The sequence below is a fragment of the Pseudomonas sp. GW823-FHT06E10 genome (genome assembly GCF_058794995.1).
Map to the genome: position 1 here is coordinate 224,997 of NZ_JBXAHJ010000006.1, position 23,330 is coordinate 248,326.

The 23,330-nt window shown below is 60.5% G+C and carries 21 protein-coding genes; 16 read left to right on the forward strand and 5 right to left on the reverse strand.

What is annotated here, in order from left to right; translation table 11 throughout:
* Window positions 1-148: 148 nt before the first annotated feature.
* Window positions 149-1,045, forward strand: coding sequence for an NAD(P)-dependent oxidoreductase (locus AC1Q6Y_RS12500; RefSeq protein ID WP_492624633.1), 897 nt, complete (start codon window positions 149-151; stop codon window positions 1,043-1,045).
* Here the strand turns inward: AC1Q6Y_RS12500 and AC1Q6Y_RS12505 are convergent.
* A complete protein-coding gene (locus AC1Q6Y_RS12505; protein ID WP_492624634.1) occupies window positions 1,002-3,218 on the reverse strand; it encodes a putative bifunctional diguanylate cyclase/phosphodiesterase in 2,217 nt (738 codons plus the stop codon). The genes AC1Q6Y_RS12500 and AC1Q6Y_RS12505 overlap by 44 nt on opposite strands.
* A 147-nt stretch (window positions 3,219-3,365) precedes the next feature.
* Window positions 3,366-3,731 carry a YkgJ family cysteine cluster protein gene (locus tag AC1Q6Y_RS12510; protein WP_046043993.1) on the reverse strand — a complete coding sequence of 122 codons (366 nt, stop codon included), beginning with the start codon at window positions 3,729-3,731 and terminating at the stop codon, window positions 3,366-3,368.
* Window positions 3,732-3,998: 267 nt separating this feature from the next.
* Between AC1Q6Y_RS12510 and AC1Q6Y_RS12515 the strand changes: the two genes are divergently transcribed.
* Window positions 3,999-5,348, forward strand: coding sequence for a spinster family MFS transporter (locus AC1Q6Y_RS12515; protein WP_057716097.1), 1,350 nt, complete (start codon window positions 3,999-4,001; stop codon window positions 5,346-5,348).
* Between the two features lie 170 nt (window positions 5,349-5,518).
* On the opposite strand, the gene rapA is transcribed toward AC1Q6Y_RS12515, so the two are convergent.
* Window positions 5,519-8,365, reverse strand: coding sequence for an RNA polymerase-associated protein RapA (rapA, locus tag AC1Q6Y_RS12520; RefSeq protein WP_057716096.1), 2,847 nt, complete (start codon window positions 8,363-8,365; stop codon window positions 5,519-5,521).
* Window positions 8,366-8,582: 217 nt separating this feature from the next.
* Between rapA and AC1Q6Y_RS12525 the strand changes: the two genes are divergently transcribed.
* The 3 genes from AC1Q6Y_RS12525 to ccoM all read left to right on the forward strand — a co-directional run bounded on the left by AC1Q6Y_RS12525 (window position 8,583) and on the right by ccoM (window position 9,439).
* On the forward strand, window positions 8,583-8,924 hold the full coding sequence (locus AC1Q6Y_RS12525; protein ID WP_057716095.1) for a hypothetical protein: 342 nt from the start codon (window positions 8,583-8,585) through the stop codon (window positions 8,922-8,924).
* 99 nt (window positions 8,925-9,023) lie between these two features.
* Window positions 9,024-9,185, forward strand: a complete 162-nt coding sequence (locus AC1Q6Y_RS12530) for a hypothetical protein (protein WP_008016476.1) — start codon at window positions 9,024-9,026, stop codon at window positions 9,183-9,185.
* Window positions 9,186-9,328: 143 nt separating this feature from the next.
* Entirely contained in the window at window positions 9,329-9,439 is a 111-nt protein-coding gene (ccoM, locus tag AC1Q6Y_RS12535; protein WP_007976669.1) for a cytochrome c oxidase subunit CcoM, read from the forward strand.
* A 289-nt stretch (window positions 9,440-9,728) separates the two neighbouring features.
* Here ccoM and AC1Q6Y_RS12540 read toward each other — a convergent pair whose 3' ends face one another.
* Window positions 9,729-11,204 (reverse strand): inorganic phosphate transporter, encoded by a 1,476-nt coding sequence (locus tag AC1Q6Y_RS12540; RefSeq protein WP_057716094.1) that lies wholly within the window; start codon window positions 11,202-11,204, stop codon window positions 9,729-9,731.
* A gap of 376 nt (window positions 11,205-11,580) precedes the next feature.
* Window positions 11,581-11,781 (reverse strand): hypothetical protein, encoded by a 201-nt coding sequence (locus AC1Q6Y_RS12545; protein WP_007986337.1) that lies wholly within the window; start codon window positions 11,779-11,781, stop codon window positions 11,581-11,583.
* A 685-nt stretch (window positions 11,782-12,466) separates the two neighbouring features.
* Between AC1Q6Y_RS12545 and pcaR the strand changes: the two genes are divergently transcribed.
* The 11 genes from pcaR (at window position 12,467) to pcaC (ending at window position 23,322) form a co-directional block, all read left to right on the forward strand.
* Window positions 12,467-13,309, forward strand: coding sequence for a pca regulon transcriptional regulator PcaR (gene pcaR / locus AC1Q6Y_RS12550; protein ID WP_057716093.1), 843 nt, complete (start codon window positions 12,467-12,469; stop codon window positions 13,307-13,309).
* A 123-nt stretch (window positions 13,310-13,432) separates the two neighbouring features.
* A complete protein-coding gene (gene pcaK / locus AC1Q6Y_RS12555; protein WP_057716092.1) occupies window positions 13,433-14,779 on the forward strand; it encodes a 4-hydroxybenzoate transporter PcaK in 1,347 nt (448 codons plus the stop codon).
* A 269-nt stretch (window positions 14,780-15,048) separates the two neighbouring features.
* Window positions 15,049-15,906, forward strand: coding sequence for a CoA transferase subunit A (locus AC1Q6Y_RS12560; protein WP_008054173.1), 858 nt, complete (start codon window positions 15,049-15,051; stop codon window positions 15,904-15,906).
* A complete protein-coding gene (locus tag AC1Q6Y_RS12565) occupies window positions 15,906-16,685 on the forward strand; it encodes a CoA-transferase subunit beta (RefSeq protein WP_057716091.1) in 780 nt (259 codons plus the stop codon). The genes AC1Q6Y_RS12560 and AC1Q6Y_RS12565 overlap by 1 nt, the downstream gene beginning before the upstream one ends.
* A complete protein-coding gene (gene pcaF, locus AC1Q6Y_RS12570; protein WP_492624635.1) occupies window positions 16,682-17,887 on the forward strand; it encodes a 3-oxoadipyl-CoA thiolase in 1,206 nt (401 codons plus the stop codon). Before AC1Q6Y_RS12565 ends, pcaF begins: the two co-directional genes overlap by 4 nt.
* 37 nt (window positions 17,888-17,924) lie before the next feature.
* Window positions 17,925-18,629, forward strand: a complete 705-nt coding sequence (gene pcaH, locus AC1Q6Y_RS12575; RefSeq protein ID WP_057716089.1) for a protocatechuate 3,4-dioxygenase subunit beta — start codon at window positions 17,925-17,927, stop codon at window positions 18,627-18,629.
* Between the two features lies 1 nt (window position 18,630).
* Window positions 18,631-19,197 (forward strand): protocatechuate 3,4-dioxygenase subunit alpha, encoded by a 567-nt coding sequence (gene pcaG / locus AC1Q6Y_RS12580; protein WP_057716088.1) that lies wholly within the window; start codon window positions 18,631-18,633, stop codon window positions 19,195-19,197.
* 205 nt (window positions 19,198-19,402) lie between these two features.
* Entirely contained in the window at window positions 19,403-20,707 is a 1,305-nt protein-coding gene (locus tag AC1Q6Y_RS12585; protein WP_090453557.1) for an MFS family transporter, read from the forward strand.
* Window positions 20,708-20,750: 43 nt separating this feature from the next.
* Window positions 20,751-22,115, forward strand: coding sequence for a 3-carboxy-cis,cis-muconate cycloisomerase (locus AC1Q6Y_RS12590; RefSeq protein ID WP_492624636.1), 1,365 nt, complete (start codon window positions 20,751-20,753; stop codon window positions 22,113-22,115).
* 12 nt (window positions 22,116-22,127) lie between these two features.
* The gene (gene pcaD, locus AC1Q6Y_RS12595; protein WP_492624637.1) at window positions 22,128-22,919 is read left to right on the forward strand and encodes a 3-oxoadipate enol-lactonase; all 792 of its coding nucleotides are present in this window, start codon (window positions 22,128-22,130) and stop codon (window positions 22,917-22,919) included.
* 10 nt (window positions 22,920-22,929) lie between these two features.
* Window positions 22,930-23,322 (forward strand): 4-carboxymuconolactone decarboxylase, encoded by a 393-nt coding sequence (gene pcaC, locus AC1Q6Y_RS12600; RefSeq protein WP_008016493.1) that lies wholly within the window; start codon window positions 22,930-22,932, stop codon window positions 23,320-23,322.
* Window positions 23,323-23,330 lie beyond the last annotated feature (8 nt).

Sequence of the window (23,330 nt, forward strand, 5' to 3'; positions counted from 1 at the left end):
AACCGTCACGGAATACAATCGCGTCTTTTTTCAGCGCGTACTTGGACCATGCCTTGGTCTTTAGCCTGAGCATTGCTCGGAGTGAATCCTTTCCTGAGTCATGATGAATCGGCCAATATTCGGTGATCTTTAATCAAGAAGAGGCAAAATGATGTCAACGCTACCTTCGCTAGGGTTTGCCGGGATCGGCCTGATGGGGCTGCCGATGTGCCGGCGCCTGCTGGCCGCGGGTTATCCGCTGGCGGTATGGAATCGCAATCCGGACAAGTGCAAGCCGCTGGTGGAGGCTGGCGCGCGCCAGGTCGCCAGCCCGGCCGAACTGTGCCAGCACGCTGACGTGGTGATGCTGTGCCTGGCGGATACCTCGGTCGTATGCGAGGTGGTGTTTGGTCCGGCAGGTGTTGTGGAGGGCGCCCAAAAAGGCCAGCTGCTGGTGGATTTCTCCAGCCTGGAGCCCAACGCTACGCGGGAAATGGCCGCAGAACTTGCCGCTAAAACCGGCATGGGCTGGCTCGATACGCCGGTGTCCGGTGGCGTGGTCGGTGCCGAGGCTGGAAGCCTGGCGATCATGGTCGGCGGTGAGCTACAGGATCTGGAGCGGGTCCGGCCTGTCCTGTTGAACCTGGGGCAGCGTGTGACGCATATGGGCGGCGTCGGGGCCGGGCAGGTGACCAAGGCGTGCAATCAGATGATCGTCGCCTGCAATGCATTGGTGATTGCCGAAGTGGTCGCGTTGGCGGAGCGTTCCGGGGTTGATGCCAGCCTGATCGCCGAAGCGCTGGCCGGCGGCTTTGCCGATTCGAAACCCTTGCAGATCCTGGCTCCGCAGATGGCGCAAAATCGATTCGAACCGGTCAAGTGGCACGTACGGACGTTACTCAAGGATCTGGATACAGCGGTGAAGTTTTCCCGTGAACAAGGCTCGGCGACACCGATCAGCGGTCTGGCCGCGCAGTTGATGCGCCTGCATGGGAGTCAGGGGTTTCTTGAAAAGGACCCGTCTACATTAGTACAGATGTACCGTGAACCAGGCTCAGCGTCGTGACGGTGTAGGCGTGCTTGCGCTGGTTGATTTCGTTCAGCACCGGATGCAGTTCGGCCAGTGGCACCGGCCGACTCAGCAGATAGCCCTGAACGAAGTCACAGCCATGGTCTTCCAGGAACTGGTATTGCTCAAAGGTTTCGACCCCTTCGGTGACCACTTGCAGGTGCAGGGTATGGGCCATGACGATAATCGCCTGGACGATTTCCATATCCTGGGTCGCCTTGGGAATGTCCTGGATGAACGAGCGGTCGATTTTCAGCGTGTTGAGCGGCAAGCGCTTGAGGTAGGCCAGGGATGAATAGCCGGTGCCGAAGTCATCGATAGACAGTGAAACGCCGAGGGCGCGTATCTGGCGCAGCAACACCAGGGTGTCGGCGATATTGCCCATCAAGGCGTTTTCGGTGACCTCCAGTTCCAGACGGTGGGGCTCCACACCGGAGGCCCGCAATGCGTACTCGATTTCATCGGCCAGTTCTTCGCGCGCCAGGTTCAGGGGCGAGCAGTTCACGGCGATCTTCAGGTCTTCACAGCCTTGGCGCGACAACTCGCCCAGATCCTCGCAGGCCTTGCGCAGCACCCAGTTGTCCAGCTCGGCGATCAGGCCGTTGGCTTCGGCGATGGCGATAAAACGATCCGGTACGAGGAAACCGTGGACCGGGTGTTGCCAGCGGATCAAGGCTTCGAGCTTGCTCACCTGACCGGTCTTGAGGTCATAGATCGGCTGATAATAAAGCATCAAACCGGTGTCTTCACGCAGGGCGTGGCGCAACTCTTCTTCCAATTGCAGCTCGAATGTGGCGCGGGTTTTCAGGTCGGCACTGAAAAAACTCAGCCCGTTGCGGCCGCTGCCCTTGGACTGATACAGCGCCAGGTCGGCGTTTTTCAACAGTTCCTCACAGGTCTTGCCGTCTTCCGGAAACAGGCTGATGCCGATGCTGGTGGTCATGACCATGCGCCTGCCGGCCAACTCGATGGGCTCCTTCATTTTCAGCATGATGCGTTGGGCCATCTGCCGCGCTTCGTCACGATCACGCAAGTCGATGAGCAGGCAGAACTCGTCGCCGCCGAAGCGAGCGACCACATCCTCATGACTGCGAACAGAGCTCTTGATGTGCCCGGCAAGCACTTTGAGCAGTTCGTCACCGGCATCGTGGCCAAGGCTGTCGTTGATCCGCTTGAAATGGTCGATGTCCAGGAACATGACCGCCAGCATCCCGCCTTTGTTGGTTTTCTCGATAAGTTTTTCAGCGAAGACCTGGTTGAACCCACGGCGGTTGATCAGGTTGGTCAGCGCATCGTAGTGCGCCAGCTGTTGCAGCGACATGCGCGCCTGATCAAGTTGGCTTAGCAGGGAGTTGACCCGTTGCAGGTCGTGGTCCTTGTGTTGCAGCTTCTTGTCCGCCAGTGCCGCGCTGATGCTGCTGCCGATGATCAGCAGGGTGATGACTGTCACGGTCAGCGCCAGTTGCAGATGGCTGTGTTCGCCGGTTTGCGCTGGCAGGCTGTCGCTGGGCATCACCATGTTGAAGGCGGCCATGGCAGTGAGGTGCATACCGAGGATGCCCGCCCCGAGCACCAGGCTGGCGCAGAATTTGAAAAGCTGATGCAGCATGCCGGCGCCGTCGCGCAGATACCATGCCAGCAACAAGGCGGCCAGCGCGGCACCGATCGCGATCGCGATGGAAAGGGCGAACAGGCCCGGATGGTAATAGACCGAGGCATTGGAGTGCATGGCCGTCATGCCCACGTAATGCATGGTCGCGATACCCAGGCCGATCCCGACCGATGACGTGAGGCACTGTCGAAAACTCAGCTCAGGAAGGCTGAGGGTACGCATCGCCAGCCATGCGGCGAACAGCGCGATGGTTAGCGAGAACACCGTGACAGGCAGTTGGTAGTGAAGATCGATAGGCGCCTGGAATGCCAGCATCCCGACGAAATGCATGGCCCAGATGCCGCCGGCCAGGCATCCGCTGCCCACCCAGCGCCAGAGCGTTTGGGACGCGGATTTTTCAGCGTGAGCAACCCGTTCGGCCATGTCCAGTGTCGCGAAACCGCCGACACAGGCGACCAGATAAGCCAGCAGCACCAGAAACGGGTCATGTGTGCAATTAAGTATGACCTGCCCAGTCTCTGGTAGCTCGGTAATGAAATGCAAACCAAGCCACTCCATAGCATGCCCCATCGTTAAGCTTCAGGTCGGCGCAAGGAGCGTCGGCGAATGTCGTGGAGTATAGAGGGCGTGGATGGAGCGCAAGCGGTAGTGGCACATTGATGCCAATTTTTTTGATATTAGCCTAATAGCGATTAGTGCTATGACTCAGGCGATTTGCTTCTGAGGCGTCTCGAACGCGGGTTGCAGGGCCGGCAAACCGAAAGCCGCACGGGCCGCGTCGCAATCGGGATTTGCCAGGCCATCAACCCACGAAGCGTCGAACTCCCGACAGGTGCTGGAGCGTTTTTCGTAAATGGAGCACTGCACCGTACTGCCCACGTCTCCGACCAGGCTGGTGCAGCGCACGGGTTTGCAGCCGGTTCCGAGCATCGCGACCCGACTGGGGCTGATCTGCTCGACAAGCTCATCGGGTACCGTCCCCCCGGACGAGGCGCATTCACCCCAGAAAAATGACACGCGAAAATGAGAACAGCAGGCACCGCAATTCAGACACGGACTGGCTTCGGACATGGGCGATTATCTAAGGAGGAGTGGAGACACAGGGGGGAAACAAGGCCGCTATTCTAGGCTTCGCCAACGGCTTGGGAAGGGGGGCTGAAAGGTATTTTTCATCGGTCGGACGGACTGCGAAATACCCGTCCCGCGAAAGCTCCTACAGGTTGCGTCCCATGGGTTGGTATCAGCCTGGCGAATAATGAAAGACAGGCGCGGCCGGCCTGTCTAGATTGCAAAGTCCGGGGGCAGTGACGCCCCAAAAACAATAAAAGAGACGGACCCATGCAGAACTCGACCCAAGCGGCCAATGCCTGGCGCATTCTGTTCCTGTTGTTCCTGGCCAATCTGTTCAATTTTTTCGACCGCACCATCCCGGCCATCATCATCGAGCCCATTCGCATGGAATGGCACCTCAGTGATTTCCAGTTGGGGATCATCGGGACGGCATTCACCATCGTCTACGCCATTGCCGGCTTGCCGCTGGGGCGCATGGCCGATACCGGCTCGCGCAGCAAGCTGATGGGCTGGGGACTGGCGGTATGGAGCGGGTTGACCGCCGTCAACGGCATGGTGGGCAGTTTCTGGAGCTTCCTGATCGTGCGCATGGGCATCGGCATCGGCGAGGCCAGTTACGCGCCAGCCGCCAACTCGCTGATCGGCGACTTGTTTCCGGCGCACCGTCGGGCGCGGGCCATGGGGATCTTCATGCTGGGGCTGCCCTTGGGGCTGTTGCTGGCGTTCTTCACCATTGGCGCGATGGTCAAGGCCTTCGATAGCTGGCGCGCACCGTTCTTTATCGCGGCGGTGCCCGGGCTGATCCTGGCGATCTTCATGTTTTTCATCAAGGAACCGAAGCGCGGCGCTGCCGAGAGCGTTCAGGTTTCGCAGGAAAAAATCGATCGGCCGATCCGTCGGGTATTGGCAGTGCCAACCTTCCTGTGGCTGGTGATGGCCGGCCTGTGTTTCAACTTCGCCACCTATGCTTGTAACTCGTTTCTGGTGCCGATGCTGCAACGCTACTTCCTCATGCCGTTGCAGGATGCCGCAGTGGCGACCGGGGTTATTGTCGGTGTGACCGGGCTGGTCGGCCTGACCCTCGGTGGCTGGATCGCGGACAAGATTCACCAGCGCATCGCCAACGGACGGCTTTTGTTTGCCGCCTTCAGCCTGGTGATTTCGACGGTCTGCACCGCGTGGGCGCTGCATTCCGGGCGAATCGAGATCGGTGTGTTTGTCGCGGTATTCAGTATGGGCTGGCTGTTCGCCTACAACTTTTATACCTGCGTGTACACGGCGATTCAGGATGTGGTCGAGCCTCGGTTGCGGGCAACGGCGATGGCGCTGTTCTTTGCCGGGCTGTACCTGTTGGGCGGTGGCCTGGGGCCGGTGGTGGTCGGGGCCTTGTCGGATCACTTCGCCCACACGGCGATGCTTGCGGCGGGCGCGGAGCAAATGACTGAGGCGTTTAAAGCGGTCGGCCTGCATGACGCGATGTACCTGATACCGGTGGCGTTGTTGCTCACCGTGGTGTTTCTGTTCCTGGCTTCGCGGTGTTTTGTGAGGGACGCCAAGCGGATGAAGGACGGGTTGGTGGCGGTGGTTGAGCCTGACAGTTCTGCGGTGACTGCTTAACCGCTATCGCGAGCAAGCTCGCTCCCACAGGTATCTCATAGGCACTGAAGATCCAATGTGGGAGCGAGCTTGCTCGCGATGAGGCCATCAGCAGCACTACTGAATTTGAAGTAAACAAAAAAGGCCCGCATCGCTGCGGGCCTTCTTTTTATAGCGGTGGAGAAGGGTTGTTAGCCCGCCACCAGCACCCGAATCGCTTCCAGTCGCAGCGCAGCCTTGTCGAGCATGGCCAGGCCTTGCTCGCGTTGTTTGCGCAGGGCCACCAGTTCGCTGTCGCGCACGGTCGGGTTGACCGCTTGCAGGGCGGTCAGGCGCGCCAGTTCTTCGTCGGTATCGGCGGCCAGGCGACGCTGCGCCTCGGCGACACGTTCAGTGTGGCGCGGCAGGATCTTCGCTTCACCGGCGTTGATCCGTGGCGTCAGTTGGTCACGCTGGGCCTGGATGAACTTGTTGGCGCTGGCACGTGGCACGCTTTCAAGCTGATCGTTCAAGGTTTCGAACGACACGCGGGCCGACAGGTCGTTGCCGTTGGTGTCGAGCAGGCAGCGCAGGGCGGCCGGCGGCAGGTAACGACCCAGTTGCAGCGAGCGCGGGGCAACCACTTCGCTGACATAGAGCAGTTCCAGTAACACGGTGCCAGGTTTCAGCGCCTTGTTCTTGATCAGCGCCACGGCGGTGTTGCCCATGGAGCCGGACAGCACCAGGTCCATGCCGCCCTGAACCATCGGGTGCTCCCAGGTGATGAACTGCATGTCTTCGCGAGACAGCGCCTGGTTACGGTCGTAGGTGATGGTCACGCCTTCGTCGTCGCCCAGCGGGAAGCTGGCGTCGAGCATTTTTTCGCTCGGCTTGAGGATCAGCGCGTTTTCCGAATGGTCTTCGCTGTCGATGCCGAAGGCGTCGAACAGGGTTTCCATGTAGATCGGCAGGGCGAACTGATCGTCTTGCTCGAGGATGTCTTCAACCAGCGCATCACCTTCGCCAGCGCCACCGGAGTTGAGCTCCAGCAAACGGTCGCGGCCGGTGTGCAGTTCGGCTTCAAGGCGCTCACGCTCGGTGCGGGCTTCGTCGATCAGCGCTTGCCACTCACCGTCATCGGCTTCTTCGAGCAGCGGCAGCAGGCGCGGGCCGAACTGGTGCTGCAAGGCGTTGCCGGTCGGGCAGGTGTTGAGGAACGCATTCAGCGCTTCGTGGTACCACTGGAACAGGCGCTCTTGCGGGCTGGTTTCCAGATACGGCACGTGCAGTTCGATGATGTGCTTCTGGCCGATCCGGTCCAGTCGACCGATACGTTGTTCCAGCAGGTCCGGGTGGGACGGCAGATCGAAAAGCACCAGGTGATGGGAGAACTGGAAGTTACGACCTTCACTGCCGATTTCCGAGCAGATCAGCACCTGCGCGCCAAATTCTTCGTCGGCGAAATAGGCGGCGGCGCGGTCACGCTCGAGGATGTTCATGCCCTCGTGGAACACCGTGGCCGGGATGCCGGAGCGCACGCGCAGGGCGTCTTCCAGGTCCATGGCGGTTTCGGCGTGGGCGCAGATCACCAGCACTTTGGTGCGCTTGAGCATCTTCAGTTGATCGATCAGCCATTCGACGCGCGGGTCGAATTTCCACCAGCGTTCTTCTTCACTGGCGTCCGGTTGGGCCTGGAAGCTGACTTCCGGGTACAGCTCGGCGTGATCGCCCAATGGCAGTTCGAGGTATTCGTCCGGGCACGGCAGCGGGTACGGGTGCAGCTTGCGCTCCGGGAAACCCTGCACGGCAGCGCGGGTGTTGCGGAACAGCACGCGGCCGGTGCCGTGGCGGTCGAGCAATTCACGCACCAGACGCGCGCTGGCTTCGGTGTCGCCATCGTTGACGGCGGCCAGCAGGGCTTCGCCTTCGTTGCCGAGGAAGCCGTGGATGGTCTTGTGGGCTTGCGGCGACAGGCGTCCCTTGTCCAGCAACTCCTGAACGGCTTCAGCCACCGGGCGATAGTTTTCGCTCTCGGCGCGGAAGGCTTGCAGGTCGTGGAAACGGTTCGGGTCGAGCAGGCGCAGACGAGCGAAGTGGCTGTCCTGGCCCAGTTGTTCCGGGGTGGCAGTCAACAGCAGCACGCCGGGAATGGTCTCGGCGAGTTGCTCGACCAGGGAATACTCAGGGCTGACCTGATCTTCGTGCCACACCAGGTGGTGAGCCTCGTCGACCACCAGCAAGTCCCAGCCCGCCGCGAACAGCGCGTCCTGGGCTTTTTCGTCGTCCACCAACCACTCAAGCGCGACCAGTGCGAGCTGGGTGTCTTCGAAGGGGTTGCTGGCATCGCTTTCGATGAAGCGTTCTTCGTCGAACAGCGCGACCTGCAGGTTAAAGCGGCGGCGCATCTCGACCAGCCACTGGTGCTGCAGGTTTTCCGGAACCAGGATCAGCACGCGGTTGGCGCGGCCCGAGAGTAATTGGCGATGGATCACCAGGCCGGCTTCGATGGTTTTGCCCAGGCCTACTTCGTCGGCCAGCAGAACCCGTGGTGCGATACGGTCGGCGACTTCGCGGGCAATGTGCAACTGGTGCGCGATCGGTTGCGCACGCACGCCACCCAGACCCCAAAGGGAGGACTGCAACTGGCGACTGGTGTGTTCCAGTGTGTGGTAACGCAGGGAGAACCAGGCCAGCGGGTCGATCTGGCCGGCGAACAGACGGTCGCTGGCCAGGCGGAACTGGATGAAGTTCGACAGTTGGGTTTCCGGCAGGGTGACCACTTCGTTCTGCCCGTTGAGGCCGTGGTAAACCAGCAGGCCATCGACGTCGTCGACTTCGCGAACGGTCAGCTTCCAGCCTTCGAAGTGAGTGATGGAGTCACCGGGCGAAAACCGCACACGGGTGAGGGGCGCATTCCTTAGCGCGTACTGGCGAGTGTCGCCAGTGGCCGGATAGAGCACGGTCAACAAGCGGCCGTCCTGTGCCAGAACGGTGCCTAAACCCAGCTCGGCTTCGCTGTCACTGATCCAGCGTTGCCCCGGTTGATACTGCTGCGCCATGCTGCCTGACTCCCACCTGAAAAAGCGGGCTATCTTAACGGAATGAGGGCTTCAGGGCCAAAGGACTCTCAGAAAAACTCACAGTCATACGTTAGCCCACCTGTGCATGACGCGCCGCCCGGTGCACTAATGAGTGCCAAATGAGTCACAGTTTGCGACCGATGGCTCAAGTCGCCATCCCCGCAGCCGACAGCCTGCTGACAGGAGACTGAAAACCATGCTGCCACCGATGCTCCCCTTGAGTGCCGTGCCGATCACTTCACAGACCGACCCGATCCGTCAGCGTCCGGATATTCCTCCGGTGGTGCCGGTGCAGGAAAGCTCCAGTGAAAGCACGATCGACCTGCAAAAGCGCAATCCTGAGGAGGACGGACTGGTGCTGCGCGAGGAACAGCGCCGCAGGCAGGAGCAGGAACGACGTCGCCACGAAGCTGATAATGACCCGCAGGCTCACCTGGCGATTCCCGGGGATGAGCTCAATGCCGACAACACCGTGCCGGTGGCGCCGCTGATGGAAGATCAGCCGCGGCAAGGGTTGTGGGTCGATATCGAGATTTGAGCGCAGGCTGGTCAGCACGGCCGTCAGGCCGCATTATTGGCGCAGGGTTGCCGAACGCTACGGCGGCTTAAACTCATTTCAAGCGATGCACTGACTGCCATGAGCCAAGACGACAAACTGATTGACCTCAATGCCGAGCGCGCCAAGCGTGTTCATGACCTCAATGACAAGCGGCTCAATGAAGTTCGCCAGGCGTTCGAGCAGGCCATGCCATTGGGCAAGGCCAAAAAAAAGCCGAAAAACAAACCGAAAAAGCGCTGAAATCCCCCGCATTCATTGATGCGGGTCAAACTTCTCCCTTCCTCTTGCCCAGTCTCGGGCGACATTGATCCCGGTCAATATTCTCTCCTGCCCGTTTGGTTAACTTAGCCCTATCGCAACAGGGCAGGTACAGGAGACGCGTCATGTTTTTCGACAACGTGGTGATCGCCGGAGTGCTGACTGTCAGCCTCATGTTTGTATTTTTTGCAGGGTTCGGACTTTTTATCTGGAAGGATTCGCACAAGCGGAAATAACCGTAGTTCTTTCTGGATGTAATGAGCACGCAAGGCATTTTGGGCAACTTCGGTTGCCCTTTTTTTTGCCTGTAAAAAACTATCGGTAAACACGTAACCCTGTAGGAGCGAGCTCTGCTCGCGATGGACGCCAGCGATGACGCGGGCTGCCTGAATGTACGCGTTGTCCTTGCGGTCATCGTCGGAACGCCGCCCGGAGCAGAGCTCGCTCCTACAGTGATTTTTTGCGATTGGCGGCAATAAAAAAGGCGCGGTCCTTGCGGAGCGCGCCTTTTTCGATGCCGCTGTATCAGCTACCCAGCGCCTTCGAGGCCAGCCAGAACAACCCGGCCGACAGGGCCACGGTGGCTGGCAGGGTCAATACCCAGGCCAGCAGGATGGTTCTGACGGTGCCGCCTTGCAGGCCGCTCTTGTTGGCGACCATGGTGCCCGCCACGCCCGAGGACAGCACGTGGGTGGTGGAAACCGGCAGGCTGAAGATGTTGGCCATGCCGATCAGGCTGGCGGTGGTGATCTGCGCCGACATGCCTTGGGAGTAAGTCATGCCTTGCTTGCCGATCTTCTCGCCAATGGTCAGTACCACGCGTTTCCAGCCGACCATGGTGCCCAGGCCCAGGGCCAGTGCTACCGCCAGAATCACCCAGAACGGGGCGTATTCAGTGGTGGTGGTCAGGTCTTTGCGCAACTTGTCCAGGTCAGCCTTTTCACGGGCCCCGAGCGTTGGCAATTTGCTTACTTTCTTCGCGGTGTCATCCAGGCAGAGCAGGTAACGACGTACTTCGATGCGGCTTTCCGCCGACAGCGAATGGTAGTCGGCTACACCCTTGAGGGTGCCGAGCAGGGCGGTGATGGTCGGTTCGGTCTGTTGCGGGTTGCAACGGAATTTCTCCGGCAAGTCGCCGTTCAAGCTCTTGCCCAGGGCCAGGAACTCGCCCAGGGTTTCGGAGTTGCGCTGGTAGAACTGGCTCAGGTGCAACGTAGCGTCGCGAGTCCGTTCGATCTGGTAGGTCGTGCTGTTCAGGTCGAGGACGAACTGGGCCGGCACGATACCGATCAGGACCAGCATGATCAGGCCGATACCTTTCTGGCCATCGTTGGAACCGTGAACGAAACTCACGGCCATGGCCGAGATCACAAGTACCAGGCGATTCCAGAACGGCGGGTGTTTCTTGTCGTCGATCTTGCGGCGCTGTTCCGGCGTCTTGTGCATCTTCGACAGCGGACGCCACCATTTAAGACCGATCAGGATCAGCGCGGCGATCAGGAAGCCTGCCATTGGCGAGAATACCAGCGACATGCCGATATCGATCGCCTTTTGCCAGTTCACCCCGTCGGCCAACGGAATTTCGTTGATCAGGGCGTTGGCCAGGCCCACGCCGAGGATCGAGCCGATCAGCGTGTGGGAACTGGAGGCGGGGATACCGAAGTACCAGGTGCCCAGGTTCCAGGTGATGGCTGCGGCGAGCAACGAGAACACCATGGCCAGTCCGTGACCGGTGTTCACATTGATCAGCAGTTCTACCGGCAGCAGGTGGACGATGGCATACGCCACGCCGACCCCGCCCAGCAGCACGCCGAGGAAGTTGAACACACCGGAGAAGAACACCGCCAGGTGAGGCGGCATGGCTTTGGTGTAGATAACGGTCGCCACCGCGTTAGCGGTGTCATGAAAGCCGTTGATGAACTCGAAGGCGAGGACAAAGGCCAGGGCGAGCAAGAGGCTCACAAGCACCCAAGCATCCAGTCCGCTGAATAAATCGATCATGAAGGTTTTCTGACCCGGTCATAAGGGGGCGCGATTATGCCAGAAAAGACTGCTAATCAATGCACTAGCTGCTCATCGGTAACATTCTTCAACGAATTTTTTTGCCGCAGGACCTGAAAACCCACGGTTTTGCTGTGTTTTTTAAGTCATTGATTTTATTGAAAAAATAGACTGTCACAAAACCTTCGCGGCCCGGCAGGAGGGGCTTGAACGGTTGTGAGAAAAATCTGAGAAATAGGTCAGATACCGGAAATCTGCCTGATTCGACGACGGTGATGGCCGCTGCCCGCTCGTAGCGGGCGCGAAAGGCAACATCAATACATCCCGCTTTTAACGGGTGCAGAGGCAGGCCCTTGTAAGGATCAGGCCGAAGCGGTCACGGCTCTTCGGCTTTGAGTTCTTTTTCCATTTTTTGAAGTTCTTGCTGGAAAACCTGATCCTGAACGGTGGCGCGTTTACGCCAGGGTTTGCGTTCCGGTTCGGGTTGAGCGGCGTAAGTGGTGACTTCTCCGCCGTAAACTTCCTTGTAACGTTGTTCCTGGCGCTCTAGTTCCGCGCGCAGTTCGTCTTTCGTCACAGTGCTACCTGATTGAGTTGGGATAAATTCTGGTGAAAACGCGCTGCATCAAATCGTTTGATCACGTTCGTCGAGTGGGCAATGCCCGTCAAGGCATCGTTTTTGGCAACAACGTGATCAATACTTCCATGTCACAGGCGGCCACGACACCAGAGATAAATAGCTGACGTAGCTTCAGTTTCCTGTTTCGGCAAGCGCGATGGCAAGGCTGTGCAATGCGGATCTGGCGCTTGCAACGGGCAACGGCGATGGAACATCGCCTGGCCGGGCAGCGGGTTCGGCAAGTAAAAAACCGAAGCGCTACTGAATTGTATTATAGCGGCCGATTTGAAGAACACTATCTCCAAAGAGTTAAAAGTGAATCTTGGTGTGTGACCGTTTTGTTGCTCGAAACTTTGCGATTAACTAGAACGTCGACGGATACCGCATTGCTGCGATGCCTTTCTGACGCCATTAAATCAGGCAAGTTACGGTAATTGGATTGCCCCATTAAGTCCTGTGTCGAGTCGCCGTAAACATGGGGGCGCAAGTCAGCGAAAACCGCGCATCAGCGCATGTGATTTGCACGACGGATTGCGATTATCGGTCGAGCGTTCGATAATCGCACGGAGTTGGCGGGCCGGGCTTGAGCGCCAGGCTCGCCCTTTGTAATAGTCGCTGATCCGAATGGGTAAAAGGACCTTGTATGAACGATCAAATGCGCAATTCCTTCGCTTCAGTGGCGCCTCCCATCGTTGCCTCACCTGCCAAACGGATCCAGGCACTGACCGGCGACCCGGATTTCATGACGTCCCTGGCCCGCGGCCTGGCCGTGGTGCAAGCGTTCCAGGAGCGCAAACGACACCTGACCATCGCCCAGATCAGTCACCGCACGGAAATTCCCCGCGCCGCCGTGCGCCGTTGCCTGCACACCCTGATCAAGCTCGGCTACGCCACCACCGACGGCCGCACCTATTCGCTGCTGCCCAAAGTGCTGACCCTCGGCCATGCCTATGTGTCATCTACGCCGCTGGCGGTTTCCGCCCAGCCTTACCTGGACCGCATGAGCGAGCAACTGCACGAGGCCTGCAACATGGCCACGCTGGAGGGTGATGACATTCTGTACATTGCGCGCTCCGCGACCACCCAGCGGCTGATTTCGGTGGACCTGTCGGTGGGCGGGCGCTTGCCGGCCTATTGCACCTCGATGGGGCGGATCCTGCTGGCCGCGCTGGATGACACCTCGTTGGGCGAATACCTCGACCACGCCGAATTGCAAGCCAAGACCAGCCGCACGATCCACACCCCCGAGGCGTTGCTCGAATGCCTGCAAGAGGTGCGACAGCAAGGCTGGTGCATCGTCGACCAGGAACTCGAGCAAGGGCTGCGTTCGATTGCCGTCCCGGTGTACGACGCTTCCGGGCAGGTGGTTGCGGCCCTCAATGTCAGCACTCACGCCGGGCGAGTCAGCCGCAATGAACTGGAACAGCGGTTCCTGCCCGGTTTGTTGAGCGCCAGCCGCGACCTCAGCGCCCAGTTGTTTGCCTAAGCCGTTCGATAAACGCACAGAGTCGCGTTTATCGAATTGACGCTGTTTCCTCCGGATCATTACTGTCGCGGCTTCGTCGGCATCTGCTGACATCGTTCGACCGCGATCCGTGGGATAAAAATAATGAACCAGCCTCAGTCTGCTGTAGGTAACTGCCTCGACGTGCAGTCCTTCATCAATGCCCAACCCATTTCGCGCTACCAGTGGCGCGTGGTGATCCTGTGTTTCCTGATTGTCTTCCTCGATGGCCTCGACACCGCGGCAATGGGCTTCATCGCCCCGGCCCTGTCCCAGGACTGGGGTATCGACCGCGCCAGTCTCGGCCCGGTGATGAGTGCGGCGTTGATCGGCATGGTCTTCGGCGCACTGGGCTCCGGCCCTCTGGCTGACCGCTTCGGGCGAAAAGTCGTACTGGTCGGCGCGGTGCTGTTGTTCGGTGCCTTCAGCCTGGCCTCGGCCTACAGCACCAATGTCGATCAGCTGTTGGTGTTGCGCTTCCTGACCGGCCTGGGTCTGGGCGCCGGCATGCCGAACGCCACCACGCTGCTGTCGGAATACACCCCTGAGCGCAAAAAGTCCCTGCTGGTGACCAGCATGTTCTGCGGCTTCAACCTCGGCATGGCTGGCGGCGGATTTATCTCGGCCAAGCTCATTCCGGCCTTTGGCTGGCACAGCCTGCTGCTGATCGGTGGAGTGCTGCCGCTGATCCTCGCCGTCGTTTTGCTGTTCTGGCTGCCGGAGTCGGCGCGTTACCTGGTGGTGCGCAACCGCGGTACGGACAAAGTACGCAAGGCACTGGCGCCGATTGACCCGACGGTGGTGGCCCAGGCGTCCAGTTTCAGTGTGCCGGAACAGAAAACCGTGAAGGCGCGCAATGTGTTCGCGGTGATCTTCTCCGGCACCTACAGCACCGGCACCTTGCTCTTGTGGCTGACCTACTTCATGGGCCTGGTGATCGTTTACCTGCTGACCAGTTGGCTGCCGACGCTGATGCGTGACAGTGGCGCGAGCATGGAGCAGGCCGCCTTCATCGGCGCGCTGTTCCAGTTTGGTGGCGTGCTGAGTGCGGTGGGCGTGGGCTGGGCAATGGACCGGTTCAATCCGCACAAGGTCATCGGCACTTTCTACCTGCTGGCCGGGGTGTTTGCCTACGCGGTAGGGCAGAGCCTGGGCAACATCGCGCTGTTGGCGACGCTGGTGCTGGTGGCCGGGATGTGTGTCAACGGTGCGCAATCGGCAATGCCGTCACTGGCTGCGCGGTTTTATCCGACTCAGGGGCGGGCCACCGGCGTGTCGTGGATGCTCGGGATCGGCCGCTTCGGCGCCATCCTCGGGGCGTGGATGGGCGCGACGCTGCTGGGCCTGGGCTGGAACTTCGAGCAAGTGCTGACGGCGCTGGTGATTCCGGCGGCGCTGGCGACGACGGCAGTGGTGATCAAGGGCATGGTCAGTCATGCGGATGCGACCTGACAGTCTGATCCGGAATCTCGTGTGATGTAGATGGCCTCTTCGCGAGCAGGGCTCGCTCCCACAGTTGATTGCAATCCTCTGTGGGAGCGAGCCCTGCTCGCGATGCATTTTGGGATAGGTAGCCAGACAACAATGTGTTCGATAATCGAACGCTCAGTCGATTATCGGATTGTTTGGCCTTTTTCAGAAGCTTAACCTTCAGTCATTCCGGCGCTGCGCATCGGCGCCTTCTTCCACTGTCGGTTAACAATAAACGGGAGCCTGCCCCAATGGCTGAAATCCTTTCGCTGCACGACGCGGTGAAGCAATTCGTAAACGACGGCGATACGGTCGCGCTCGAAGGCTTTACTCACCTGATCCCGACGGCCGCCGGTCACGAAATCATTCGCCAGGGCAAGAAAGACCTGACCCTGGTGCGGATGACCCCTGACTTGATCTATGACCAGTTGATCGGTGCCGGTTGTGCCCGCAAACTGATTTTCTCCTGGGGCGGCAACCCTGGTGTCGGCTCACTGCATCGCCTGCGTGACGCTGTGGAGAAACAGTGGCCCCACGCGCTGGAAATCGAAGAACACAGCCACGCCGACCTGGCCAACGCCTACGTCGCCGGGGCATCCGGCCTGCCGTTCGCGGTGCTGCGTGCCTACGCCGGTTCCGATTTGCCGAAGGTCAACCCGCTGATCAAATCCGTGACCTGCCCGTTCACCGGCGAAGTGTTGGCAGCAGTGCCTTCGGTGCGTCCGGATATCACGGTGATTCACGCGCAGAAAGCCGACCGCAAGGGCAACGTGCTGCTGTGGGGCATCCTCGGCGTGCAGAAAGAAGCTGCGCTGGCGGCCAAGCGCTGCATCGTCACCGTTGAGGAAATCGTCGACGACCTCAATGCACCGATGAACTCCTGTGTATTGCCAACCTGGGCCTTGAGCGCGGTTTGCCACGTACCTGGCGGCGCGCATCCGTCCTATGCCCACGGCTACAACGAACGCGACAACCGCTTCTACCAGGCCTGGGACCCGATTGCCCGCGACCGTGAAACCTTCACCGCGTGGATCAACGAATACATCCACGGCAGCGCTGACTTCAGCGAGTTCCAGGCCAAACTGGCCGCCGCTTCGGAGGCGAAGTAATGACTTACACCACCAATGAAATGATGACCGTTGCCGCTGCCCGTCGCCTGAAGAACGGCTCGGTGTGCTTCGTCGGCATCGGCCTGCCGTCGAAAGCGGCCAACCTGGCGCGCCTGACTTCCTCGCCTGATGTGGTGCTGATCTACGAATCGGGCCCGATCGGTGCCAAGCCAAGTGTACTGCCACTGTCGATCGGTGACGGTGAACTGGCGGAAACCGCTGACACCGTAGTCCCGACCGGTGAGATTTTCCGTTACTGGCTGCAGGGCGGGCGCATTGACGTCGGTTTCCTCGGCGCGGCGCAGGTCGACCGTTTCGGCAACATCAACACCACCGTCGTGGGTGATTACCACGCGCCGAAAGTCCGTCTGCCGGGTGCAGGTGGCGCGCCGGAGATTGCCGGTTCCGCCAAGAGCGTGTTGATCATCCTCAAGCAGTCGTCGCGCTCCTTTGTCGACAAACTCGATTTCATTACCTCGGTCGGCCACGGCGAGGGCGGCGATTCGCGCAAGCGTCTCGGTCTGCCAGGCGCCGGACCGGTGGGGATCATCACCGATCTGTGCATCATGGAGCCGGAAGCCGGTACCCATGAGTTCGTGGTCACTGCACTGCATCCGGGTGTGACCCGCGAGCAAGTGGTTGATGCCACCGGTTGGGCGATTCGCTTTGCCGACCAGGTTGAGCAAACCGCCGAGCCGACTGAAGTCGAACTGACCGCGCTGCGCGACCTCGAAGCCCGTACCGCTGCCGCACACGGCCAAGCCCCCGGAGAAGCGTGATGCGTGACGTTTATATCTGCGACGCGATTCGTACCCCCATCGGCCGTTTCGGTGGTGGCCTGTCGACGGTGCGTGCCGACGACCTGGCTGCCGTGCCAATCAAGGCCTTGATGGAGCGCAACCCGTCGGTGGACTGGAACGCGGTGGACGAGGTGTTCCTCGGCTGCGCCAACCAGGCCGGTGAAGACAACCGCAACGTTGCGCGTATGGCACTGTTGCTGGCTGGCCTGCCGGAAACCATTCCCGGCGTGACCCTCAACCGCCTTTGCGCTTCGGGCATGGATGCCATCGGCACCGCGTTCCGCGCCATCGCCAGCGGCGAGATGGAGCTGGCGATTGCCGGCGGTGTCGAGTCGATGTCCCGTGCGCCGTTCGTGATGGGCAAGGCCGATGCCGCTTTTTCGCGCAACATGAAGCTCGAAGACACCACCATCGGCTGGCGCTTCATCAACCCGTTGATGAAGGCCCAGTACGGCGTGGATGCGATGCCGCAGACCGCTGACAACGTGGCCGACGATTACAAGGTGTCCCGCGCCGATCAGGACGCGTTCGCCCTGCGCAGTCAACAACGCACGGCCACCGCACAAGCCGCCGGGTTCTTCGCCGAAGAAATCGTTGAAGTGCGCATAGCCCACAAGAAGGGTGAAACCGTGGTCAGCCAGGACGAGCATCCTCGCGCCGACACCACCCTGGAAGCTCTGACCAAACTCAAACCGGTCAACGGCCCCGACAAGACCGTCACCGCCGGCAATGCCTCGGGTGTAAACGACGGCGCCGCCGCGTTGATCCTGGCTTCGGCCGAAGCGGTGAAGAAACACGGCCTGACTGCCCGTGCCAGAGTGCTGGGCATGGCCAGCGCCGGTGTTGCCCCGCGGGTGATGGGCATTGGCCCGGTGCCGGCGGTGCGTAAACTGATCGAGCGCCTCGGTGTGGCGGTCAGCGATTTCGACGTGATCGAGCTCAACGAAGCCTTCGCCAGCCAAGGCCTGGCGGTGCTGCGTGAACTGGGGATCGCGGACGACGCGGCCCAGGTCAACCCGAACGGTGGTGCGATTGCCTTGGGTCACCCGTTGGGCATGAGTGGCGCGCGGCTGGTGTTGACCGCATTGCATCAGCTGGAAAAAACCGGTGGCAAGAAAGGTCTGGCGACCATGTGCGTCGGTGTCGGTCAGGGTCTGGCCCTGGCGATCGAGCGCGTCTGACGCGCTCTGAAGACTTATAAGAACTGAGGAATGTTTCATGACTGACAAGCCTGGTTACCGTCGCCCGCAGGAAGGCACCCAGCCGGAGTACCTGCACCCGACCTATCAATCCACCAACCTGCGCTCGCCGTCCAAGCCGTTGGTGTTCCTGCCGCATTCGCTGTCGGAAATCACCGGTCCTACCGTCGGTGCCGAGCGCATCAACGAGAAGGATAACGACCTGACCGCCCAGCACGAGGGGCAGCCTCAGGGTGAGCGCATTATCATCCACGGCCGTGTGCTGGATGAAAACGGTCTGCCGGTGCCGGGGATTCTGGTGGAGATCTGGCAGGCCAACGCCGCCGGTCGCTACGCCCATGCCCGCGACCTGCACGACGCACCGCTGGACCCGAACTTCACCGGCACCGGCCGCACCGTGACCGACGCCGATGGCTGGTACCAGTTCCAGACCATCAAGCCCGGCGCCTATCCATGGGGTAACCACCACAACGCCTGGCGCCCGGCGCACATCCATTTCTCGCTGTTCGGGCCGAGCATCCTGACGCGCCTGGTGACGCAGATGTATTTCCCGGGCGACCCGTTGCTGGCGTACGACCCGATCTACAACTGCGTACCCGATACCAGCGCCAAAGAGCGCTTGATCGCGACGTTCGATCTGGAAAAAACCATCCCTTCCTATGCCCTCGGTTATCGCTGGGACATCGTTTTGCGCGGCCGCGACGCCACGCCGATGGAGAAATAAGATGACGCTGACTGCGACCACGTCCCACACCGTCGGGCCGTACTACCACATCGGCCTGACCTGGCTGAACCGCGAAAACCTGACCGTCGAACAAACCCTGGGCGAGCGCGTGGCGATCACCGGGCAAGTGGTCGACGGCAATGGCGACATCGTCAACGACGCGATGCTGGAAGTCTGGCAGGCCAACGCCGCCGGCAAGTATGACCACCCCGAAGACGACCAGGACAAACCCCTGGACCCGAACTTCGAAGGCTTTGGCCGGGTGCCGGTGGATGCCGAAGGGCGTTTTCGTTTCACCACCATCAAGCCCGGTACGGTCGAGGGCCTCAAAGGCACGACCCAGGCACCGCACCTTGTCGTTCTGGTGTTTGCCCGTGGTTTGGTGAAGCACCTGCTGACGCGTATCTACTTTGATGGCGAGGCGGCCAACGTCAACGATCCGTTGCTGGAGTGCGTGCCGGCCGAGCGCCGCAGCACCTTGCTGGCCAAGAAGGATGCGTCGGGTGTTTATCAGTGGAATGTGATTCTGCAGGGTACCGATGCCGAGACGGTGTTCTTCGACTATTAAGTGAACACCGCAACACCTTGTAGGAGCTGGCTTGCCAGCGAAGGTCGTCAACGATTACGCGTATTGATGGTTTAACCGTGTCGCTCTCGCGTCCTTCGCTGGCAAGCCAGCTCCTACAGGGGATCTGTGTTGCTGATTTATCTGCGGAACGGGAGTGTTGCAAAGTGTGTCTAGACTCTCACTTTCCCCATTGAGTGAAAAAACAATGACAACACCCACAGCGCCTATAGCTCTTTATACGGGCGAAGAACGCAGCAAGCGGATCTTCGCCATTGTCGGTGCCTCGTCCGGCAACCTGGTTGAATGGTTCGACTTCTACGTCTACGCCTTCTGTGCGATCTATTTCGCACCGGCCTTTTTCCCGTCCGATAACCCCACCGTGCAGCTGGTCAATACCGCTGGCGTGTTCGCCGCCGGGTTCCTGATGCGGCCGATTGGTGGCTGGATTTTCGGGCGCTTGGCGGACAAGCACGGGCGCAAGAATTCGATGTTGATCTCGATTCTGATGATGTGCTTCGGCTCGCTGCTTATCGCCTGCCTGCCGACCTACAGCAGCATTGGGGTCTGGGCGCCGATCCTGTTGCTGTTCGCCCGTTTGCTGCAAGGCTTGTCGGTGGGCGGTGAGTACGGCACTACCGCAACCTACATGAGTGAAGTGGCGCTCAAGGGCCAGCGCGGTTTCTTCGCCTCGTTCCAGTACGTGACCCTGATTGGCGGCCAATTGCTCGCGGTGTCGCTGGTGGTGGTCCTGCAACAGTTCCTCACCGAAGATGACCTGCGTGCCTACGGCTGGCGGATACCCTTCGTGGTGGGTGCCATGGCGGCGCTGGTTTCGCTGTATCTGCGTCGTTCGCTCAAAGAAACCACCAGCAAGGCAATGCGCGAAAACAAGGACGCCGGCAGCATCAGCGCTCTGTTTCGCGACCATAAAACCGCATTCATCACCGTACTCGGTTACACCGCCGGTGGTTCGCTGATCTTCTACACCTTCACCACGTACATGCAGAAGTACCTGGTGAACACCGCCGGCATGCCGGCCAAGACCGCTAGCTACATCATGACCGGCGCGCTGTTCCTCTATATGTGCATGCAGCCGATTTTCGGCATGCTCGCCGACAAGATCGGCCGGCGTAACTCGATGCTCTGGTTCGGCGCCCTCGGCACGCTGTGCACCGTACCGATCCTGTTGAGCCTGAAAAGCGTGACAAGTCCATTTCTGGCCTTCGTGTTGATTACCCTGGCGCTGGCGATCGTCAGTTTCTACACCTCCATCAGTGGCCTGGTGAAAGCCGAGATGTTCCCGCCCGAGGTGCGTGCATTGGGTGTCGGCCTGGCGTATGCGGTGGCGAATGCGATTTTCGGTGGTTCGGCGGAGTATGTGGCCTTGAGCCTCAAGGCCGTGGGCATGGAAAACTCGTTCTACTGGTACGTGACGGTGATGATGGCGATAGCGTTCCTGTTCAGCCTGCGTCTGCCGAAACAGGCGAAGTATCTGCATCACGACCTTTGATCTTCACGCGCGGACCGCAGGCCCGCGCCTCCAGGAATTGTTTATGAACCAGCGACCGGGCAATCAATTGTTCGATGCCTATTTCACGGCCCGCGACATGCGTGAGGTGTTCTGCGATCAGGGTCGGGTCCAGGCCATGCTCGATTTCGAAGCGGCATTGGCCCGGGCCGAAGCACGGGTCGGGATGATTCCGTCGAGTGCTGTCGCGCCGATTGAAGCAGCTTGCCGTGCCGGGCTTTATGATTTTGCGATGTTGGGCGAGGCCATTGCCACGGCGGGTAACTCGGCGATTCCGTTGGTCAAGGCGCTGGGCAAGCAGATCGCGGCCACCGATGCCGAAGCCGAGCGCTATGTGCATCTGGGCGCGACCAGCCAGGACGTGATGGACAGCGGCCTGGTGCTGCAACTGCGCCGGGCGCTGGAACTGATCGAGAGCGACCTGGCACAACTGGGGCAGACACTCGCGTCCCAGGCCCAGCGCTACGCGACCACGCCATTGGCCGGACGCACCTGGCTGCAGCATGCGACACCGGTCACCCTCGGCATGAAGGTCGCCGGCTGGCTGGGGGCGGTGACCCGCAGTCGCCAACGCTTGGCCGAACTCAAGCCGCGTCTGCTGGTGCTGCAATTCGGTGGCGCGTCCGGAACGCTCGCAGCCCTCGGCGACCAGGCCATGCCGATTGCCCAGGCGCTGGCCGAAGAACTGCAACTGACCTTGCCCGATCAACCGTGGCACACCCAGCGCGATCGCGTGGTGGAGTTCGGCGCTGCGCTCGGCCTGATCGCCGGCAGTCTCGGCAAACTCGGGCGTGATATCAGCCTGTTGATGCAAACCGAGGCCGCCGAAGTGTTCGAGCCTTCGGCGCCGGGCAAGGGCGGATCCTCGACCATGCCGCACAAACGCAATCCGGTAGGCGCAGCGGTATTGATCGGTGCGGCGACTCGCGTACCCGGTTTGCTTTCAACGCTGTTCAGCGCCATGCCCCAGGAGCACGAGCGCAGCCTCGGTCTGTGGCATGCCGAGTGGGAAACCCTGCCGGAAATCTGCTGCCTGGTGTCGGGCAGCCTGCATCAAGCATTGTTGATCGTCCAAGGGCTGGAAGTGGATGCCGAGCGCATGGCGCGCAATCTCGATTTGACCCAGGGCCTGGTGCTCGCCGAAGCGGTGAGCATCGTCCTCGCGCAGCGGGTTGGGCGCGATACCGCGCATCATCTGTTGGAGCAATGCTGCAAACGCGCCGTGGCCGAACAACGTCACCTGCGTGCGGTCCTCGGCGACGAACCACAAGTGACCGCCGAACTGTCGGCGGCTGAGCTCGATCATCTGCTGGACCCTGCCCATTACCTCGGCCAGGCCAAAACCTGGGTCGAGAGGGCGGTGGCTGAACATTCTGCATTGACTGCCTGAAGGAGACTTGCTGTGGCTTTTGTACAACTCGCCGAGGGCGAACTGCATTACCAACTCGATGGACCGGTCGATGCGCCGGTGCTGGCGCTGTCCAACTCCCTGGGCACGGACCTGCACATGTGGGACGCGCAGATCCCGGCGTTCTCCAAGCATTTTCGCGTGCTGCGTTTCGACACCCGCGGCCATGGCCAGTCATTGGTGACACCGGGGCCTTACAGCATCGAGCAACTGGGCCGCGACGTGCTCGCATTGCTGGATGCCTTGCACATCGAACGCGCGCATTTCTGCGGTTTGTCCATGGGCGGGCTGATTGGCCAGTGGTTGGGGATCAACGCCGGCGAACGCCTGAACAAACTGATCGTGTGCAACACCGCAGCGAAAATCGGCGATCCGTCGGTATGGAACCCGCGTATCGAAACGGTGCTGCGCGATGGTCAGGCAGCCATGGTCGCCCTGCGCGATGCGTCGATCGCCCGCTGGTTCACCCCGGATTTCTCCGAGGCCAACCCAGCGGCAGCCAAGCAGATTACCGACATGCTGGCGGCGACTTCGCCAGAAGGTTACGCGGCCAATTGCGCAGCTGTGCGCGATGCCGATTTCCGCGATCAGCTGTCCTCGATCAAGGCGCCGCTGCTGGTGATCGCCGGCACTGAGGATGCGGTCACGCCGCCGTCGGGTGGGCACTTCATTCAGGAACATGTACCGGGCGCCGAGTACGCCGAGTTCTACGCTGCGCACTTGTCCAATGTGCAGGCTGGCGCTGATTTCAGCGAATGTGTTCTGGCCTTTCTGAAGGCTCGTTGAGGGATATTCCGTGGACGAGAAACAACGTTACGACGAAGGCATGAAAGTCCGTCGCGCGGTACTGGGCGACGCCCACGTCGACCGCAGCCTGACCACCCTGACCGAGTTCAACTCGGAGTTTCAGGAGATGATCACCCGCCACGCCTGGGGCGACATCTGGACTCGCGAGGGTCTGCCACGCCACACCCGCAGCCTGATCACCATCGCCATGCTGATCGGCATGAACCGCGAGGGCGAACTCAAACTGCACCTGCGCGCTGCCGCCAACAATGGCGTGAGCCGTGGCGAGATCAAGGAAGTGATCATGCAGAGCGCGATCTACTGCGGGATTCCGGCAGCCAATGCGACGTTCCACCTGGCTGAGTCGGTGTGGGATGAGTTGGGGGTTGAATCGCGGGAGTAAGCGGTAAC

Bases quoted from the DNA above. Each gene is read 5' to 3' on its own strand.
- AC1Q6Y_RS12500 (WP_492624633.1), top strand. From the start codon at position 149: ATGATGTCAACGCTACCTTCGCTAGGGTTTGCCGGGATCGGCCTGATG.
- AC1Q6Y_RS12505 (WP_492624634.1), bottom strand. From the start codon at position 3,218: ATGGAGTGGCTTGGTTTGCATTTCATTACCGAGCTACCAGAGACTGGG.
- AC1Q6Y_RS12510 (WP_046043993.1), bottom strand. From the start codon at position 3,731: ATGTCCGAAGCCAGTCCGTGTCTGAATTGCGGTGCCTGCTGTTCTCAT.
- AC1Q6Y_RS12515 (WP_057716097.1), top strand. From the start codon at position 3,999: ATGCAGAACTCGACCCAAGCGGCCAATGCCTGGCGCATTCTGTTCCTG.
- rapA (WP_057716096.1), bottom strand. From the start codon at position 8,365: ATGGCGCAGCAGTATCAACCGGGGCAACGCTGGATCAGTGACAGCGAA.
- AC1Q6Y_RS12525 (WP_057716095.1), top strand. From the start codon at position 8,583: ATGCTGCCACCGATGCTCCCCTTGAGTGCCGTGCCGATCACTTCACAG.
- AC1Q6Y_RS12530 (WP_008016476.1), top strand. From the start codon at position 9,024: ATGAGCCAAGACGACAAACTGATTGACCTCAATGCCGAGCGCGCCAAG.
- ccoM (WP_007976669.1), top strand. From the start codon at position 9,329: ATGTTTTTCGACAACGTGGTGATCGCCGGAGTGCTGACTGTCAGCCTC.
- AC1Q6Y_RS12540 (WP_057716094.1), bottom strand. From the start codon at position 11,204: ATGATCGATTTATTCAGCGGACTGGATGCTTGGGTGCTTGTGAGCCTC.
- pcaR (WP_057716093.1), top strand. From the start codon at position 12,467: ATGAACGATCAAATGCGCAATTCCTTCGCTTCAGTGGCGCCTCCCATC.
- pcaK (WP_057716092.1), top strand. From the start codon at position 13,433: ATGAACCAGCCTCAGTCTGCTGTAGGTAACTGCCTCGACGTGCAGTCC.
- AC1Q6Y_RS12560 (WP_008054173.1), top strand. From the start codon at position 15,049: ATGGCTGAAATCCTTTCGCTGCACGACGCGGTGAAGCAATTCGTAAAC.
- AC1Q6Y_RS12565 (WP_057716091.1), top strand. From the start codon at position 15,906: ATGACTTACACCACCAATGAAATGATGACCGTTGCCGCTGCCCGTCGC.
- pcaH (WP_057716089.1), top strand. From the start codon at position 17,925: ATGACTGACAAGCCTGGTTACCGTCGCCCGCAGGAAGGCACCCAGCCG.
- pcaG (WP_057716088.1), top strand. From the start codon at position 18,631: ATGACGCTGACTGCGACCACGTCCCACACCGTCGGGCCGTACTACCAC.
- AC1Q6Y_RS12585 (WP_090453557.1), top strand. From the start codon at position 19,403: ATGACAACACCCACAGCGCCTATAGCTCTTTATACGGGCGAAGAACGC.
- AC1Q6Y_RS12590 (WP_492624636.1), top strand. From the start codon at position 20,751: ATGAACCAGCGACCGGGCAATCAATTGTTCGATGCCTATTTCACGGCC.